Annotated in this window: 14 protein-coding genes; 4 read left to right on the top strand and 10 right to left on the bottom strand. The window is 65.7% G+C overall.

Features of this window, described 5'->3' with window-relative positions; translation table 11 throughout:
• Positions 1-2 precede the first annotated feature (2 nt).
• The 5 genes from ACVCNR_RS02800 to ACVCNR_RS02780 all read right to left on the bottom strand — a co-directional run bounded on the left by ACVCNR_RS02800 (position 3) and on the right by ACVCNR_RS02780 (position 6,672).
• Complete coding sequence (locus tag ACVCNR_RS02800) at positions 3-1,646, bottom strand: ABC transporter ATP-binding protein (protein WP_447073763.1); 1,644 nt, start codon at positions 1,644-1,646, stop codon at positions 3-5.
• Positions 1,643-2,464, bottom strand: a complete 822-nt coding sequence (locus ACVCNR_RS02795; protein WP_447073762.1) for an ABC transporter permease — start codon at positions 2,462-2,464, stop codon at positions 1,643-1,645. The genes ACVCNR_RS02800 and ACVCNR_RS02795 overlap by 4 nt, the downstream gene beginning before the upstream one ends.
• Positions 2,461-3,408 carry an ABC transporter permease gene (locus ACVCNR_RS02790; RefSeq protein WP_447073761.1) on the bottom strand — a complete coding sequence of 316 codons (948 nt, stop codon included), beginning with the start codon at positions 3,406-3,408 and terminating at the stop codon, positions 2,461-2,463. Before ACVCNR_RS02790 ends, ACVCNR_RS02795 begins: the two co-directional genes overlap by 4 nt.
• A gap of 406 nt (positions 3,409-3,814) precedes the next feature.
• Positions 3,815-5,293: an ABC transporter substrate-binding protein gene (locus tag ACVCNR_RS02785; RefSeq protein ID WP_447073760.1), complete on the bottom strand. Its 1,479-nt coding sequence runs from the start codon at positions 5,291-5,293 to the stop codon at positions 3,815-3,817.
• 101 nt (positions 5,294-5,394) lie between these two features.
• Positions 5,395-6,672 (bottom strand): acetylornithine deacetylase/succinyl-diaminopimelate desuccinylase family protein, encoded by a 1,278-nt coding sequence (locus tag ACVCNR_RS02780; RefSeq protein ID WP_447075624.1) that lies wholly within the window; start codon positions 6,670-6,672, stop codon positions 5,395-5,397.
• A gap of 204 nt (positions 6,673-6,876) precedes the next feature.
• Between ACVCNR_RS02780 and ACVCNR_RS02775 the strand changes: the two genes are divergently transcribed.
• The 4 genes from ACVCNR_RS02775 (at position 6,877) to ACVCNR_RS02760 (ending at position 12,163) form a co-directional block, all read left to right on the top strand.
• Positions 6,877-7,308 (top strand): L,D-transpeptidase, encoded by a 432-nt coding sequence (locus tag ACVCNR_RS02775; RefSeq protein ID WP_447073759.1) that lies wholly within the window; start codon positions 6,877-6,879, stop codon positions 7,306-7,308.
• A gap of 108 nt (positions 7,309-7,416) precedes the next feature.
• Positions 7,417-10,263 (top strand): molybdopterin oxidoreductase family protein, encoded by a 2,847-nt coding sequence (locus ACVCNR_RS02770; protein ID WP_447073758.1) that lies wholly within the window; start codon positions 7,417-7,419, stop codon positions 10,261-10,263.
• A 208-nt stretch (positions 10,264-10,471) separates the two neighbouring features.
• Positions 10,472-11,233 carry a 4Fe-4S dicluster domain-containing protein gene (locus ACVCNR_RS02765; RefSeq protein ID WP_447073757.1) on the top strand — a complete coding sequence of 254 codons (762 nt, stop codon included), beginning with the start codon at positions 10,472-10,474 and terminating at the stop codon, positions 11,231-11,233.
• Between the two features lie 3 nt (positions 11,234-11,236).
• Positions 11,237-12,163, top strand: a complete 927-nt coding sequence (locus ACVCNR_RS02760; RefSeq protein ID WP_447073756.1) for a dimethyl sulfoxide reductase anchor subunit family protein — start codon at positions 11,237-11,239, stop codon at positions 12,161-12,163.
• A 74-nt stretch (positions 12,164-12,237) separates the two neighbouring features.
• Here the strand turns inward: ACVCNR_RS02760 and ACVCNR_RS02755 are convergent, their stop codons facing one another.
• From ACVCNR_RS02755 to ACVCNR_RS02735, 5 genes are all read right to left on the bottom strand, one after another.
• Positions 12,238-12,405 carry a hypothetical protein gene (locus ACVCNR_RS02755; protein ID WP_447073755.1) on the bottom strand — a complete coding sequence of 56 codons (168 nt, stop codon included), beginning with the start codon at positions 12,403-12,405 and terminating at the stop codon, positions 12,238-12,240.
• Positions 12,406-12,490: 85 nt separating this feature from the next.
• The gene (locus tag ACVCNR_RS02750; RefSeq protein WP_447073754.1) at positions 12,491-13,474 is read right to left on the bottom strand and encodes a lipid A biosynthesis lauroyl acyltransferase; all 984 of its coding nucleotides are present in this window, start codon (positions 13,472-13,474) and stop codon (positions 12,491-12,493) included.
• Positions 13,475-13,487: 13 nt separating this feature from the next.
• Positions 13,488-14,516 (bottom strand): zinc-binding dehydrogenase, encoded by a 1,029-nt coding sequence (locus tag ACVCNR_RS02745; RefSeq protein ID WP_354192195.1) that lies wholly within the window; start codon positions 14,514-14,516, stop codon positions 13,488-13,490.
• 83 nt (positions 14,517-14,599) lie between these two features.
• Entirely contained in the window at positions 14,600-15,871 is a 1,272-nt protein-coding gene (locus tag ACVCNR_RS02740) for a beta-ketoacyl-ACP synthase (protein WP_447073753.1), read from the bottom strand.
• Between the two features lie 17 nt (positions 15,872-15,888).
• Positions 15,889-17,076: a beta-ketoacyl-ACP synthase gene (locus ACVCNR_RS02735; RefSeq protein WP_447073752.1), complete on the bottom strand. Its 1,188-nt coding sequence runs from the start codon at positions 17,074-17,076 to the stop codon at positions 15,889-15,891.
• Positions 17,077-17,084 lie beyond the last annotated feature (8 nt).

Here is a 17,084-nt window from a genome sequence, read left to right as displayed (position 1 = left end):
AACTATCCCTGTTCCCGCAGCCTGCCGGCCAGCGCCCGCTTGAGGTCGGGCGCGGCCGAGACCAGTTCCTGCGCGGCATCCGACTGCGGGTTGTCCAGCACTTCGTGCGTACGGCCGCGCTCGACGATCCGTCCCTCCTTCATCACCATCACCTCGTCGGTGATGGCCCGTGCCACCGTCAGGTCGTGGGTGATGAACAGGTAGGCGATGCCGAGCCTGGCGTTCAGTTCGGCGAACAGATCGAGGATCTGGGCGCGGATCGAGACATCGAGCGCCGACACCGGCTCATCCGCCACCACCAGTTGCGGCCTCGTGATGATGGCGCGCGCGATGGACAGGCGCTGGCGCTGGCCGCCGGAGAACTCGTGCGGATATTTGTCGAGTGCATCCGGCCCCAGCCCGACTTCGGCCAGCGCGGCAGCCGCCATCTCGCGGCGTTCGGCCCGTGTCGGGGCCTTTTCCAGCAGGTGGAGCGGTTCCGTCACCAGCTTCCCGACTTTCTGGCGGGGATTGAAGGAACCGTAGGGGTCCTGGAACACCACCTGCATGTCGCGCCTTGCCGGCTTCAGCTCGGCCTCGCGCCTGCCGGTGAGGGTTTCGCCCCGGAAGCGGATTTCGCCGGCGGTCGGCCGGTCCAGCGCCAGCACCATGCGCGCCAGCGTGGACTTGCCGCATCCGGAGCGGCCGACCAGCGCCACCGAGCGGCCGGGCGCGATGGAAAACGACACATCGTCCACCGCGCGGGTCGGCGTGGCGCGCCGAAACAGCGACAGGCGGCGGCCGGGATAGTCGCGGGTGAGGTTCCGTACGGAAAGGAGGGGGCTGTCGGGGTCCTCGGGCTTCCGCGTGTTGCGTGCAGCCGCGGCGGCGCGGATTTCCGGCACATGGGTGGAGGCTTGCGCCAGTTGCCGCGTGTAGGGATGCGTTTGCGCCGAAAGCACCTGCGCCGTCTCGCCGTCCTCCATCACCCTGCCATTGCGCAGGATAGTGATGCGGTCGGCCATGTCGGCCACGACGGCGAGGTCGTGCGAGATCAGAAGCAGGCCCATGCGGTTTTCCGCCACCAGATCGCGCAGCAGATCGAGTACCTGTGCCTGCAACACCACATCGAGCGCCGTGGTCGGTTCGTCGGCGATCAGCAGTCGGGGTTTCAGCGCGCAGGCGATGGCGATGACGACGCGCTGGCGCTGGCCGCCGGAGAGTTCGTGCGGATAGCGCGACAGCGGGAATTTCGCCTCTGGCAGGCCGACGCGGTCGAGTATCCGGCGGGTGCGGTCCTCCGCTTCGGCCCGGCTGGAGCGCGTGTGCCAGCGTATGCCTTCGGCAACCTGCTCGCCGATGGTCTTGAGCGGGTTGAGCGCGGTCATCGGCTCCTGGAACACCATGCCGATGTCGTCGCCGCGCAGCGTGCACATATGCTCCTCGCTGGCGGTGGCGAGATCGTTGCCGTCGAACAGCACGCGGCCGGACGTGCGGGCGGCATGGGGCAGAAGCTGCATGACGGTCAGCGCCGTCATCGACTTGCCGGAGCCGGATTCGCCGACCAGCGCCATGATCTCGCCCTGACGCACCGACAGGTCGATGCCGTTCAAAACCGGGACCGTGCCGATGGAGAGCGACAGGTTTTCGATCTCGAGCAGGCTCATCGGCGCCGCCTCGATTTCGGATCGAGCAGGTCGGCGATGCCGTCGCCCAGAAGGTTCAGCCCCAGCACGGTGATGACGATGGCCATGCCGGGAAACAGCGCCATCCAGGGGGCGATCGTCATGCGCGTCTGGGCGTCGAACAGCATGCGCCCCCAGCTCGGCATGGGCGGCTGCGCGCCGAGCCCGAGATAGGAAAGGCCGGCTTCCGCCAATATGCCGAGCGCGAACTGGATGGTGCCCTGCACCAGCAACTGATTGGCGATGTTCGGCAATATGTGCTCGACGGTGATCAGCGTCTGGCCCTTGCCTGCGGCGCGGGCGGCCAGAATGAACTCGCGCGGCCACACCGACAGCGCGCCGGCACGCGCCACGCGGGCGAAGACCGGCACGTTGAAGATGCCGATGGCGATGATGGCGTTGACCGCGCCGGGGCCGAAAATGGCGGTGATCATGATCGCCGACAGCAGCGCCGGAAAGGCGAAGACGAGGTCGTTCAACCGCATCAGCGCCTCGTCCAGCAGGCCGCCGCGCGCCGCCGCGAACAGGCCGAGCGGCACGCCGATGCCCATGCCGATGCCGACCGCCACCAGCGCCACCGCGATGGAATTGCGTGCGCCGACCATGATCATCGAGGCGATGTCACGGCCGAAATGATCGGTGCCGAACCAGTGGACGAGGGAGGGCGCCTGTGTTCGGTCCGCCACGACGAGCCTCGTCACGTCATAGGGCGTCCACAGGAAGGAGGCGAGCGCCATCAGGGCGATGAGCCCGGTGATCAGGCAACCGGCCAGCAGGGGGCGGTTGGCGAGCGCCCTCATGCCCGGCTCCTGAGCCGTGGATCGACCACCGCATAGGACAGGTCGACGATCAGATTGACGGCGATGACGGTGGCGACCAGCAGCATGACCACGCTTTCGACCACGATCAGGTCGCGCTGGGTGATCGCCTGGAAGATGAGGCGTCCGAGGCCCGGCAGGTAGAACACGTTCTCGATGATGATGGTGCCGGCCAGCAGGAAGGCGAATTGCAGGCCCATGATGGTTACGACCGGGATCAGCGCATTGCGCAGCGCATGACCCCACAGCACCTTGCGCCACGGCATGCCTTTGGCGCGGGCGGTGCGGATGTAGTCTTCCGACAGCACATCGACCAGCGCCGAGCGGGTGACGCGGGCGAGGATCGCGGCCTGCGGCAGGGCGAGCGCCAGCGCCGGCAATATCAGCGCCTTGAGGGCCGGCCAGATGCCGGCGCTCCAGCCCGGAAAACCGCCTGCGGGCAGCCAGCGCAGCCACACCGCGAACAGATAGACCAGCAGCAGCGCGAACCAGAAATTGGGCACCGCCACGCCAAGCTGCGCCGCGCCCATCGAGATCGCATCGCCGGCCTTGCCGCGCCGCGAGGCGGCGTAGAGCCCGACCGGAATGGCGATGGCGGTGGAGAGCGCCAGCGCGATCAGCGCCAGCGGCAGCGAGACGGCAAGCCGCTCCGCGATCAGGTCGATGACCGGCACCGAATAGGTGTAGGAGCGGCCGAAATCGAGCGACAGAAGGTTGCCCGCCCAGTGCAGGTAGCGCTGCACCGGCGAGCCATCGAGGCCCATCTGCTGGCGCAACTGCTCGACCTGCGCCTCGCTGGCGTTCATGCCAAGCATGACGCGCGCCGGATCGCCCGGCACGATCTCCAGCACCGAAAACACCACCACGGACGCCAGCGCCAGCGTGATGGCGGCGATGGCGAGGCGCTTCGCGAGATAGGCCGTCATGCGGCGGCGCTTTCGTTCCGGCGGGGCATTACCCCCACCCCTGACCCCTCCCCACAAGGGGAAGGTGGATGATTTCGCCGTTGTCGTTGCCAAAATCTTTGACATTGGATGGGGGATGCTGGCGTTGCAAAATTCTCCTCCCCCTTGTTGGGAGGGGTCAGGGGTGGCGGCAATGCCAGATGCGACCGGCTTCCCGTAAACGGCAAGAAGGATGCTGTCCTCAACGCTGACGTCTCCCTCTCCCCGCGGGCGGGGAGAGGGTAAGGGTGAGGGGCCGTTTCAGCCGGAATCCGAAATGATTCGATAGCAGCGCTCTTGGATATCCCACCAAAGACGATGGGGAGCAGGCCCGAGCGAGTCATCATATCCATTGGCCTGCTGCCGGATTACGGGCGAAGCATTCCCGCTACTCCGTCCACCGCACCCTGGTCACATCGTTGGCCTGAATGGGGGCGTCCTTCCAGAAGCCTTCGAGTTTCGCGTCCCATACGCCCACCTTCGGCAGTTCGTAGAGGAAGCCGACCACGGCGTCGTCGGCGAGGATCTTCTGCGCCTGCCCGAGCAGTTCGTTGCGCTTGGCCTCGTCGGAGGTGAGGTTCAGCTCCTCGATCACCTTGTCGAAGGCCGGATTGTCGTAGTTGAAGTAATAATCCTTGCGCGCATAGATATCGATGTCGTTCGGCTCGGTGTGCGAGACGATGGTGAGGTCGAAATCCTTGCGGGTGAAGACCTGATCGAGCCATTGCGCCCATTCCACCGGAATGATCTCGGCCTCGATGCCGATCTCGCGCAGCTGCGAGGCGATGATCTCGCCGCCAAGACGCGCATAGGAGGGCGGCGGCAGTTTCAGCGTGGTCTTGAAGCCGTTTTCGAGGCCTGCCTCCTTCAGCAGCTCCTTGGCCTTGGCGACGTCATGCGGATAGGTGCCGGTGAGGTCGACATAGGCCTTGGAGGCCGGCGACTGGTGCGAGCCGATGGGCGTTCCGAGCCCGGCCGAAGCGCCGTCGATGATCGCCTGCCGGTCGAGCGCATAGGAGATGGCCTGCCGCACCTGCAGCTTGTCGAAAGGCTCCTTCTTGTTGTTCATCGACAGCAGCGTCTCGCCTTCGGTGGCGCCCACCTCGATCTTGAAGCGCGGATCGCCCTCGATCTGGGAAACGCCGTCGGGCTGGAAGAAGGGGAAGGCCTGCACGTCGCCCGAGAGCAATGCCGGCACGGCGGCGGCGGCATCGGGCACGATGCGGAACTCGACCTTGTCGAGATAGGCCGGCTCGCCCCAGTAGCTGTCGGCCTTGGCGAGCCGGATGGAAGCGCCCTTGGCCCAGTTGTCGAAGCGGAAGGGGCCGGTGCCGACCGGCTTTTCCTTGTTGGTATCGGCCGATTCCGGCGCCACTATCACCGCGTCGCCCCAGCCCATATTGTAGAGGAAAGCGCCCTGCGGGCGCTTCAGCGTGATCTTCACCGTGGCCGGATCGACGGCTTCGACGCTGTCGATGGCCTCGAACAGGATCTTCTGGGCGTTGACCGAATCGTCGGCGCGGGCGCGGTCGAGCGAGAATTTCACGTCCCCAGCCTCGAAATCGCTGCCGTCATGGAATTTCACGCCGCTGCGCAGCTTGAAGGTATAGACCTTGCCGTCCCCGGAAATATCCCAGCTTTCGGCAAGCGCCGGCAGCACCTCTCCAGAGGGGCCGATGCGGGTGAGGCCCTCGAATACGTTGGCGTAGAGCACCTCGTCGATGGCCGCGGCGGCACCCGCCGTCGGGTCGAGATGCGGCGGCTCCAGCGGAATGCCGATGACGAGATCGGTGCGCGCCGCCAGGGCCGGCAGGCTGATCGCCGTGGCCATCGCTGCCGCCGCAAGGAAAGATGTCCAGGATTTCATCGGCCTGCTCCCTGTCTCCCGATCGAGGCGGATCAAAGCGCGGAATGCCTAAAGAGTAAATCGCCTTTGTCGTGCTTCTTGTGCATTGCGGGAGGGGGCGGTCACCGCGCCCCGCCGCGCAGCAGCACGTTGAGGCCGATGGCCATCACCTTGGCCGCGTCCACCATGTCGTCGATGCCGACCCATTCGTCCGGGCGGTGGGCGAGGTCGAGGATGCCGGGGCCATAGGCGATGCAATCGTAGAGATGGCCGAGGCGGGCGACATGTTTCTGGTCGTAGGTGCCGGGTGAGATCACGTAGTCCGGCTCGCGGTCGAAGATCTCCATGATGCCTTTGGCGACGGCCTTCACCACCGGCGCGTCGCGCTCGGTCATGGTCGGCTGCACCTCCATCAGGTCGCGGATCTCGTAGTCGAATTTCCTGCGGTCGCGTTTCAGCCGGTCGAGGATCGACACGACCTCGCCCTTGACCTCGTCGATCTTCTCCTCGAGCAGGAAGCGGCGGTCGATGGTCAGCCGGCAGCGGTCCGGCACGTTGGGCGAGGGCAGGCCGGGGCGGAAGTCATCGGTCTGGCCGCCATGGATGGAGTTGATGTTCATGGTCGAGCGCCGTGCGCCCTCCGGCACCACCGGCATTGCCGTGCGCTTGGCGTCCAGCGCCGGGAAAAGCTCGTCCTCGAAGGCCTGCAGCACCGCGCCCATGTGGCGCACGGCGCAGTCGCCGAGGAAAGGCATGGAGCCGTGCGCGATCTCGCCCTTCGTCTCGATCTCGGCCCACCACACGCCGCGATGGCCGAGGCAGATGCGCTCCTTGTTGAGCGGCTCGGGGATGATGACGTGATCGACCTTCGGCTTCGAGAAATAGCCGAGCCTTGCCAGATGGGCGACGCCTCCGAAGCCACCCGATTCCTCGTCCACCGTGCCCGAAATCTCGATGGCGCCGGGAAAATCCGGATAGACCTGCATGAAGGCGAGCGCGGCGATGATGGAGGAGGCGAGGCCGCCCTTCATGTCGCAGGCGCCGCGTCCGTAGACGCGGCCATCCTTCACGACACCGGCGAAGGGATCGAGCGTCCAGCCGTCGCCAGCCTCGACCACGTCGATATGCGAGTTGAAATGCACGGTGGGGCCGGCCACGCGCCCGTCGAAGCGCGCCACCACATTGGTACGGGGGTAGCGGTCGGTGTCGCCGGGCGCGCCTTCGCCCCGGATATATTCGACCTCGAAGCCGTGCCGCTTCAGGTAATCTCCGACGAATTCGGCGCACGGCGTGTAGGCCTCACCGGGTGGGTTGACGGTGGGAAAGCGGATCAGCTCCGCCGTCAGCGCGATCACTTCCTCGCGCCTGGCCTCCACGGCCTCCAGCAGGCGGTCGTTCAGGGGGAGTCGATTGTCCATGGCGCCAGTTGAGCAAGCTTCGGGCCTGCTTGGCAAGATGTATGTCGTGCCAGGCAGAAAGCATTAATGCCGCGTCTCTCGTCAGTAAAATGTCAATCAATAGCGTGGATCATTCATGATCTGCTTTGGCAAGCCAAGAAAATCCGGAGATTGCATTGGCATAGGGCTGCAAAGGGGTTTGGATCGATGAAGAAGACCATGCTCATGACGGCTGCGCTGGCGGCGATGATACTGGGTTCGCCGGTCCAGAGTTTTGCCAATGTGCTTGAGGCGCGGGTGAGCCTCTCCACCCAGACCATGACGGTCAGGAAGCATGGGCGCGTGCTCTATCGCTGGAAGGTTTCGACCGCGCGCAAGGGCTATGTCACGCCGCGCGGCTCATGGCGGCCCAAGCGTATGCACAGGATGTGGCATTCGCGCAAATACGACATGTCGCCCATGCCCTATTCGGTTTTCTACCACGGCGGCTATGCCATCCACGGCACCGGGGCGGTGAAGCAGCTCGGTCGCCCGGCCTCGCATGGCTGCGTGCGGCTGCAAACGGCCAATGCGGCGGCCTTCTATGCGCTGGTGCGCGAGGTCGGCATGGGCAACACCCGCATCGTCGTCACCAATTGAGATCGTGCAACCCGAACCGCCTTCGCTTCATTTTGCTTTTGATGAACGCCGGCCGGCATTCCCTTTCCGGCCGCGCCCGGCTACCACTGGTGGCGAGGAGCATTGCCGATGAAACCCAGAGAGCGTGTCGCGCTTTCAAGGCCGGTCGCAGACGAGGTGCGCAAGACCACCTGCTACATGTGCGCGTGCCGCTGCGGCATCAATGTCCACATCAAGGACGGCAAGATCCGCTACATCGAGGGCAATCGCGATCATCCGGTGAACAAGGGCGTGCTGTGCGCCAAGGGCTCGGCCGGCATCATGCAGCATTATGCGCCGGCAAGGCTGCGGGCGCCGCTGAAGCGGGTGGGGCCGCGCGGGTCCGGCCAGTTCCAGGAGATTTCGTGGGAGGAGGCGCTGTCGCTTGCGGTCGAGTGGCTGGGAACGGTGCGCGCGGATGACCCTAAGAAGCTCGCCTTCTTCACCGGGCGCGACCAGTCTCAGTCGCTGACCGGTTTCTGGGCGCAGCAGTTCGGCACGCCCAACTATGCCGCCCATGGCGGCTTCTGCTCTGTCAACATGGCGGCAGCCGGCATCATGACCATCGGCGGGGCGTTCTGGGAGTTCGGTGCTCCGGACTGGGAGCGTACCAAGCTGTTCATCATGTTCGGCGTGGCCGAGGACCATGATTCCAACCCGATCAAGATGGGCATCGCCAAGCTGAAGAAGCGGGGCGCGCGCTTCGTCTCGGTCAATCCGATCCGTACCGGCTATTCGGCGGTGGCCGACAACTGGATCGGCATCCGGCCGGGCACGGACGGGTTGCTGATCCTGTCGGTCGTGCATGAGTTGCTGAAGGCGCGCAGGATCGATGTCGACTACCTGGTGCGCTACACCAACGCCACCTGGCTGGTGATCGATGCGCCCGGAACGGCCGAGCACGGCCTGTTCGCGCGGGACGGCGAGGGCAAGCCGCTGGTGCATGAGACGGTGACGGAACAGATCGTGCCGCTCGGCACCAAGGGCGCGCGGGCGGCGCTGTCAGGCCGTGTGCAACTCGACGACGGGCGCTTCGCCGTGCCGTCGTTCCAGCTTCTGGCCGAAAAATACCTGGACGAAAAATATGCGCCGGAGGCGGTGGCGGCCGAAACCGGCGTGAAGGCCGAGACCATTCGTGGGCTGGCGGCCGAAATCGCCCGCGTGGCGTTCGAGGAGGAAATCTTCGTCGAGCAGCCGTGGACCGACATGAACGGCCAGCGCCATCAGGGTTATGTGGGGCGGCCGGTTTCCTTCCACGCCATGCGCGGCCTTTCGGCCCATTCCAACGGCTTCCAGACGACACGCGCCCTGCACATGCTTCAGGTGCTGATCGGCGCCATCGATTGCCCCGGCGGCTTCCGCTTCGAGCCGCCTTATCCGAAACCCCTGTCGGCGCACCCGACGCCGCACGGCAAGGCCGAGCATTTCGGCTCCAACACGCCGCTTTCTGGCCCGCATCTCGGCTTTCCGCGCGGTCCGGAGGATCTGCTGGTCGATTCCCAGGGCAGGCCGACCCGCATCGACAAGGCTTTCTCCTGGGATGCGCCGATCGCCGCGCACGGCATGATGCATATGGTGATCGCCAATGCCCATGCCGGCGATCCGTATCCGGTGGATGTGCTGTTCATGTACATGGCCAACATGGCGTGGAACTCGTCCATGAACACGGCCGGCACCATCAAAATGCTGGAGGAAAAGGACGAGGCCACCGGCGAATACCGCATTCCGAAGATCATCTATGCCGATGCCTATGCCTCGGAGATGGTCGCCTATGCCGACCTCGTGCTGCCCGATACCACCTATCTGGAACGCTACGACTGCATTTCGCTGCTCGACCGGCCGATTTCCGAGCCGGATGCGGTGCAGGACGCCATCCGCTGGCCGGTTCTGGAACCGGACCGCGACGTGCGGGCGTTCCAGACCGTGCTGCTCGATCTCGGCGCGCGGCTCAATCTGCCGGGCTTTTCCGATGGTCACGGCAGGGCGCTCTACAAGGACTATGCGGACTATATCGTGCGCCATGAGCGGCGGCCGGGCATCGGTCCGCTCGCCGGATTCAGGGGCCTCAACGGCGAAAGAGCGGGCAGGGGCGCGGCGAACCGCCGGCAAATGGAGCGCTATATCGAGAATGGCTCGTTCTTTTCGGCGCATATCCCCATGGAAGCGCAGTTCTTCAAGCACGCGAACCAGGCCTATCAGGATTTTGCCGTGCGCATGGGCTTCTTCGATACGCCGCAGCCGGTGACTTTCCAGCTCTATCAGGAAGCCTTGCAGAAGTTCCGCCTGTCGGCCGAAGGGCTGCGCGAGCCGGTCGCGCCCGAGACGCACCGCGAGCGGATCATGCAGGCCTTCGATCCGCTGCCGGTGTGGTATCGGCCGCTCGGCGAGGCGATGGTCGACCGCTCCGCATATCCCTATCACGCCGTCACCCAGCGGCCGGCGGCCATGTATCATTCATGGGGCTCGATGAATGCATGGCTGCGGCAGATCCATACGCGCAATCCGCTCTATGTGCCGGGTCCGATCTGCGACGAGCTTGGCCTGAAGGATGGCGACTGGGCGTGGGTGAGTTCGCATCACGGCCGCATCAAGGTCGAGGTGGCGCGCATGGAGGCGGTGAACGCGTCCACCCTGTGGACGTGGAACGCCATCGGCAAGCGGGCAGGGACATGGGCGCTGGACCGGAATGTGCCGGAAGCCAGAAAAGGCTTCCTGTTAAATCACTTGATCCATGAACTTCTGCCGCCGCGCGAGGACGGATTGCGGCTTTCCAATTCCGATCCCGTTACCGGGCAGGCGGCGTGGTACGACCTTCGGGTGCACATCGAGAAGGCGGAGGCCGGGCCGGTCAGCGAGCCGCACCTGCCGCCGGTCGCGCAACCCGAGCCGGAACCGCATCCGACGGAACTGCGCTACGGGCAGGAGTGGGCGCAATGAATTCACTTACTTGCCGGATGACATGTGGTCCTACCCCTCTCTGGCCTGCCGGCCATCTCCCCTACAAAGGGGGAGACCGGCAGCTTCAATCTCTCCGTTATTCCTGCGGCGCTGACGATTGGCGAAAGCCGGCGCGAAGGCTGCTCTCCCCCCTTGTAGGGGAGATGGCCGGCAGGCCAGAGAGGGGTAGATTGCGGGGGCAATCGAAATGACCAGCCTGCCCTCTCTCTCCACCCCGAAAAAGCTCGGCCTCGTCATCGATCTCGATACCTGCGTCGGCTGCCATGCCTGCGTGGTCAACTGCAAGGAGTGGAACACCGGCGGCTATGGTGCCGCGCTTTCCGACCAGGACCCTTATGGAGCCGACGTTTCGGGAGCCTGGCTCAACCGCGTCCATTCGTTCGAGGTGGTTCCGCAGGAAGGCGACGTGGTGGCCGAGGCGGGCGACGCGCGCATCGTGCATTTTCCCAAATCCTGCCTGCATTGCGAGAATGCGCCCTGCGTGACCGTGTGCCCCACCGGCGCCTCCTACAAGCGCGCCGATGACGGCATCGTCCTGGTGGACGAGGACATGTGCATCGGTTGCGGCCTGTGCGCCTGGGCCTGTCCCTATGGCGCGCGCGAAATGGACCTTGCCGCCGGCGTGATGAAGAAATGCACGCTGTGCATCGACCGCATCTACAACGAGGCGCTGGAGGAGCGGGACCGCACTCCGGCCTGCGTGCGCACCTGCCCGGCCAATGCCCGCCATTTCGGCGATCTCGGCGATCCGCATTCGGAGGTCTCGAAGCTGGTGGCGGCACGCGGCGGCATCGACCTGATGCCGGAACAGGGCACGCGACCGGGCAACAAGTACCTGCCGCCGCGCCGGCACACGCCGCTTTCGGCGAGCGCGGGCATGCTGGAAGAAGACACAAGCGACGCCACCGGCTTCTTCGGATGGCTGGACAAGATGCTGGACAGGATCTGAAATTTGCATCCGGCGCTGTCGATCATCCTGTTCACCACCTTCTCGGGCCTTGGCTACGGGCTGGCGGCGATGCTCGGCCTCGGCCTGCTCGATCCGGCCAATATCGCGACGAAGCTCGCCCATGTGCTTGCGCTGGCGCTCATTTCGGCCGGTTTGCTGTCGTCCACCGCGCACCTCGGCAATCCGCAGCGTGCCTGGCGGGCACTCAGCCAATGGCGAACGAGCTGGCTGTCGCGTGAGGGCGTGATGGCGCTCGCCACGTTCGTGCCGCTCACATGGTCGGCCTGGCTCGCCGTGATCGAAGGCCGCTATTACTGGCTGCCGGGGCTGCTCGGCACGGCGATGAGCTTCGTGACCGTATTCTGCACGGCGATGATCTATGCTTCGCTCAAATCGGTGCAGGCGTGGCACACGCGCCTGACGCCGGCCTGCTATGTGCTGTTCGCGGCTGCCGGCGGTCTGGTGGCGAGCGCGTTCTTCGCCGCCTGTTCGGCTGCGCTTTCGCCACTGTTGCCGCTTGCAGCCTTGGTCGTGCTGGCCGTGGCATGGTGGGTCAAGGCGCAATGGCGCGCACGCACGCGGGAACTTTCGCCCCTCTCGACACCGGAAAGCGCAACCGGCCTTGGTTATCTCGGTCGCGTCCGGCTGTTCGAGAAGCCACACATGACCGAAAACTATCTCACCCGCGAGATGGGCTTTCGGGTCGGCCGCAAACATGCGGCCAAGCTGTGGAAGATCGCGCTGGCCGCAGGGGCGGTCGTGCCGGCGGTGCTGATGCTGCTCTTGTCGGCAATGGGGCCGGGTGGCGCCGGTGATGTCGCTGTGGCGGCCGGCGCGCTTCTGGCCTTCGTGGCGGGAGTGCTGGCGGAGCGCTGGCTGTTCTTCGCGGAAGCCCGCCACGCGGTGATGAACTACTACGGTGGCGAATAGAGGCGATCAAAGGCCGGATCGTGCCTGTGTCGGCCTTGCCTGCCGATACATCGTCGGCAGGCCGTATCCGGACTTCAGGTCGCCGGTTGTTTTTCGCGCACGGGCTTGGGCTGGCGTGCCTTGCGTATCCTGAGCGCCAGCCGGCGCAGCGCGGCGAATTTCTCGCCAGGCTGGGTGATCTTCTGCTCGCCCCACGGCGTCCACAGCATCGGGGGGCGGTTCTTGTCGGTAACCGTTCTCATTCAAGCCTCCCTCACAAGCATCGTGCACGCAGTGTAACACACTGCCGAAGAAGGTGAAGTGACGTGACGGAATGTCACGGTCAGGTCAGTTGCGGCCGCGAATGGTGCGGCGGCGACCGCTGAGCTGCCAACGCTTGTGGAACCACATCCACTGGCCCGGGTCCTCGCGCACCCAGCGCTCGACGACATCGGTCACGAGCTGCGTGGTCGCCTTGACGTCCACATTGCCGCGCGGCCCGCGCGGCAGGTCGAGCTTTTCCTCGATTTCCAGACGGAAACGGTTGCCCGGCAGGCGCACGCAGCGCGCCGGGTAGACGTCGCAGTCATAGTGGCGGGCGAGCATGCCGAGCAGCGGGTTGGTCTGGCAGGTGCGGCCGAAGAAGGTCGTCTCCAGCCCGCTGATGAATTTCTGGTCGACCAGCACGCCGACATTGCCGCCCTGGTCGAGAATGGAGGCCAACGCAAAGGAGGCGCCGCTGAGCGACGGCAGCAGCCCGCCCATGTTCGACGAGCGCATCGACTGGATATATTCGGCGATGTAGGGGTTGTTGGGCGGGCGAAACAGCGCCGTCACCTTCATGCCGAAGGTCGCCGCCGCGACCGGCAGCAACTCGAAATTGCCGAGATGGCCGGTGAAGATGATGTGCGAGCGGTCATCGGCGGCGATGCGCTCGAACAGCGCGATGCTTTCCTTCGACACCTCGATGCGGCCGGGCTTGTCCGACCATGGATCGAGATCGAACAGCTTGTCGAGGAAGATGTATTCGGCGCCGAGCCGCGCCATGTTGCCCCACATGTCGAGGGCGATGGCCTCGATCTCGGCCTCGCTCTTGTCGGGATAGGCCTGGCGCAGATTGTCCAGCGTCAGCCGATGGCGGCCGGTCAGCGGGCCGATGCGGCGGGCGACGCGGTCGGCGAAGTTGAGCGCGCTGTCCGGCGGCAGCAGGCGCAGCACCGACATGACGCCGATGGCGAGCTTCGCCACCAGCCAATGACGCATCTTGCGAAAGCGCAGGGCGGTGCGGAACTTCAGCTCACGCCGCCAGTTGCCGGTCGAACCGGAGGCCAAGGCGAAAAATCCCTCAGCCGACGTTGAGGATGATCTTGCCGAACACGTCGCGGCCTTCCATGCGCTTCAGCGCCGCGTCGATGCCGTCGAAATCGACAGCCGTGTCGATGACCGGATGGACCAGCCCCGCCGCCATCTTCTGCATGGCATCGGCCATGTTCTCCATGCGGCAGCCGAAGGAGCCGAGCAGCTTCAACTGCTGCTGGAACAGCATCATCAGGTTCATTTCGGTCGACACGCCGGAGGTCGACCCGCAGGTGACGAGGCGGCCGCCGCGCTTCAGGCTCAACATGGAACCGGCCCAGGTGTCCTTGCCGACATGCTCGAACACCACGTCGACGCCCTTCTTCTTCGTCAGCTTGCGCACGACGCCCTCGAAGCGGTCCTCACGGTAGTTGATGACGTGATCGGCACCCAGCGCCTTGGCCTTCTCGATCTTGTCGTTCGAGCCGACCGTGGTGATGACCGTGCAGCCCATCTTCTTGGCAAGCTGGATGGCGGCCGAGCCGATGCCGGAGCCACCGGCATGGACGAGGATCGTCTCGCCGGGCTCGAGCTTCGCATTGTCGAACAGCATATGCTCGACCGTGCCGAAGGTGACGGGCGCGACGGCGGCACCTATGGCATCCACGCCGGGCGGGGCAGGGACCAGCAGACGGGCGGGCAGGTTGATCTTTTCCTGCGCGAAGCCGTCGAGATGGAAACCGTGCACGCCGGAGACGTGCTCGCACAGATTGTCGCGCTTTTCGCGGCAGGCGCGGCACAGGCCGCAGGTGCGCGCGCCATAGATGGAGACGAGCTGACCCGGAAGCAGGTTCGACACGCCGGGGCCGACCGCTTCCACTTCGCCGGAAGCCTCGGCGCCGACGGTGAGCGGCAGCTTGCGCTTGGCGAAGGCCATGCCGCGCCAGCCCCACACGTCGATATGGTTGAGAGCGACGGCCTTGATGCGCAGCGTCACCTCGCCCTGTGCGGGGGCGGGCGGCGGGGCGATGTCGACCGTCTCCAGACGGCGATCTTCGATGAGTTGCAGTGCGCGCATCGAACGACGCTCCATTTCAGCAAAGGCAACGGAACGGGCGGCGGCGCCGCTCCATTCGTGCATTCAGTTTCACTACAGGGGGATTAGACAGGTTCCCTTGCCATGACAAGGCAGGTGTTCTGGCCGCCGAAGCCGAAGGAATTGGACAGGACCGTGCCCACCCTGGCCTCGCGTTTCACGTTCGGCACCACGTCGAGCGCAATCGCCGGATCGGGATTGTCGTAGTTGATGGTCGGCGGGATGATACCCTCGCGCATGGTCATCAGCGAGAAGGCGGCCTCGATCGCGCCGGCGGCGGAGAGCGTGTGGCCGATCATCGACTTGTTGGACGAAATCGGGATGCGGCTCATATGCTCGCCGAACACGGTCGACAGCGACAGGTGTTCCATCTTGTCGTTTTCCGGCGTCGAGGTGCCGTGGGCGTTGATGTAGTCGATGCCGTCCTCGCCGAGGCCGGCATCGGCCAGGGCCGCGCGCACTGCCGCGATGGCGGGCGAGCCGTCCGGCTTGGAGCGGGTGCGGTGGAAATCATCGGCCTTCTCGCCGCAACCGCGGATGATGCCGAGCACCGTCGCGCCGCGGGCGGTGGCGGACTCCAGCGATTCCAGCACGAGCGCAGCCGACCCTTCCGCCAGCACGAAGCCGTCGCGGTCCTTCGAGAAGGGCTTTGAAGCCTTTTCCGGCACGTCGTTGCTGGTCGAAAGCGCCGACAGCAGCGAAAAGCGGATCAGCGCTTCGGCGGTGGCCGAACCGTCGGCGCCGATGGCCAGCGCGCGCTGCGCTTCGCTGCGCCGGATCGCCTCGACGCCGAGCTGGATGGCGGTGGCGCCGGAGGCACAGGCGGTCGACAGCGTGATCGGCAGGCCGGTCGCGCCGAAACGGTCGGCCAGACGGTCGGCGATGGAGGCGAATTGTGAGGAGTCGAACATCTCCAGCGAATTGAGGTTTCGCGCGACCTCCAGCAGGCGGTCGGAGGCCGGCTCGCGCTCGCCGCCCTTGTAGAGCGCAAGGCGATCGTGCCAGTCGAGCTCGACCGGCGGGGAGGCGAGGAACAGCGGCCCGCCGAAATCGTCGATCGCAAGGCCCGCTTCCGCAACGGCTTCCCCGGCGGCGGTCTCGGCCAGCTCATAGGTCAGGGCGCTGGCGCCCCTGGAGCTGGAGGCGAGGAAATCCACGGTGCCGGCGATGCGGGTGTTGAGCTGGTCGACGGGGAAGCGGGTGATCGGGTGGATGCCGGACTTGCCGGCGGTCAGCGCCTCCCAGTTGTCCTTCTTGCCGACGCCGAGCGAGGTCACCACGCCGATGCCGGTGACGGCGACGACGGGCCTGCCGAGATGATCCTTGAACTTCGTCATGTCACGGGCTCCGGGCTTCAATCTGCTGCGCTGACCAGCGCCGCGCCCTCGAAATGGTGATAGCCGATGGTGGTTGCCAGTACGGATTTCAACGATCCGTCAAAAGCCTTTTCGCCGGCCTCGAAGGGCGGATAGGGGGCCTTGTTGCTGACCGCCAGCGCTGCCAGCGCCACGGCGAACGGAAACTGCGCTTCCTTGAGGTGGCCGGTCAGCGTCGAGAAGGCGCGCGCGGCGATGTCGGTCCTGGCGTCCAGTACGGCCTTTTCGGCCGCGGTCGCCTTGTGAGCGCCCGACGCGCCGGAAATGGCAAGCAATCCGGTTTCGGTGGCGTCGACCGTATCGAGCAGCCTATTGATGCCGGCCGCCAGTTCGTCCCTGCCGCGGCGGGCACGGCCGGAGGCAACGGGGCCTAGGGTCGCATAAATGCGCTGGCCGCGCTTCTCGGCATGTTCGCGGCTTTCCAGGACGAGGAACGCGCCGCCGGAACCGGAGACGATGCCGCCGCCTTCCGCGCCCTGCCGCTGCCAGACCGGCTTCCATTCGCCGCGATGCAGGTAGCCGGCAAGCTCGTAGCCCAGCAGCATGTCGGGATGCTCGGTCTGGAAGGCGCCGCCGACCAGCATGTGCGTGGACTGGCCGGAGCGGATGCGCGCGGCCGCCGTCTCGATGGCCGAAACGCCGGCGCCTTCCTCGCCCATGAAGGTGCGCGAGGAACCGGTGACCTTGTGGACGATGGAGATGTTGCCGGCCAGCAGATTGGAAAGCTGGGCCAGGAACAGGGTGGGGCGCAGCTCCGTGGTCAGCTTCTCGTTGAGCAGCACGTCGAAATCGTCGCGCTGCGCGGAAGCGGCCAGAATGTCGGAATCGACCGCCACGTCGCGCTCGCCGCCGCCTGCCGCCACCACCATGTCCATGGTGGCGCACAGTTCCTCATTGTCCTTGATGCCGGCATCGGCCAGGGCGAGGCCGGCGACATAGGTGCCGAGGCGCTGCCAGGTTTCCATCTGGCGCTGGTCGCCGCGCTTGGCGATCTGCAGGCTCCAGTCGATTTCAGGCAACGGGTGGATGGTGTAGGGCGCGAAGCGCTCCGCATCGAGCACCGGCAGGGTGCCGGGCGTCGACAATTTCTGCCAGTGCGCATCGGTGCCCTCTCCCAGCGAGGAGACGAGACCGATGCCGGTGATGACGACGTCGCGGGCGCTCATGTGCTGTT

The organism is Aquamicrobium terrae (genome assembly GCF_052978165.1).
This window is presented reverse-complemented; position numbering and strand designations above follow the sequence as displayed.

What these genes read in the sequence shown, in the direction of transcription:
- ACVCNR_RS02800 (WP_447073763.1), bottom strand. Translation starts at nt 1,646, where the DNA reads ATGAGCCTGCTCGAGATCGAAAACCTGTCGCTCTCCATCGGCACGGTC.
- ACVCNR_RS02795 (WP_447073762.1), bottom strand. Translation starts at nt 2,464, where the DNA reads ATGAGGGCGCTCGCCAACCGCCCCCTGCTGGCCGGTTGCCTGATCACC.
- ACVCNR_RS02790 (WP_447073761.1), bottom strand. Translation starts at nt 3,408, where the DNA reads ATGACGGCCTATCTCGCGAAGCGCCTCGCCATCGCCGCCATCACGCTG.
- ACVCNR_RS02785 (WP_447073760.1), bottom strand. Translation starts at nt 5,293, where the DNA reads ATGAAATCCTGGACATCTTTCCTTGCGGCGGCAGCGATGGCCACGGCG.
- ACVCNR_RS02775 (WP_447073759.1), top strand. Translation starts at nt 6,877, where the DNA reads ATGAAGAAGACCATGCTCATGACGGCTGCGCTGGCGGCGATGATACTG.
- ACVCNR_RS02770 (WP_447073758.1), top strand. Translation starts at nt 7,417, where the DNA reads ATGAAACCCAGAGAGCGTGTCGCGCTTTCAAGGCCGGTCGCAGACGAG.
- ACVCNR_RS02765 (WP_447073757.1), top strand. Translation starts at nt 10,472, where the DNA reads ATGACCAGCCTGCCCTCTCTCTCCACCCCGAAAAAGCTCGGCCTCGTC.
- ACVCNR_RS02755 (WP_447073755.1), bottom strand. Translation starts at nt 12,405, where the DNA reads ATGAGAACGGTTACCGACAAGAACCGCCCCCCGATGCTGTGGACGCCG.
- ACVCNR_RS02745 (WP_354192195.1), bottom strand. Translation starts at nt 14,516, where the DNA reads ATGCGCGCACTGCAACTCATCGAAGATCGCCGTCTGGAGACGGTCGAC.
- ACVCNR_RS02740 (WP_447073753.1), bottom strand. Translation starts at nt 15,871, where the DNA reads ATGACGAAGTTCAAGGATCATCTCGGCAGGCCCGTCGTCGCCGTCACC.
- ACVCNR_RS02735 (WP_447073752.1), bottom strand. Translation starts at nt 17,076, where the DNA reads ATGAGCGCCCGCGACGTCGTCATCACCGGCATCGGTCTCGTCTCCTCG.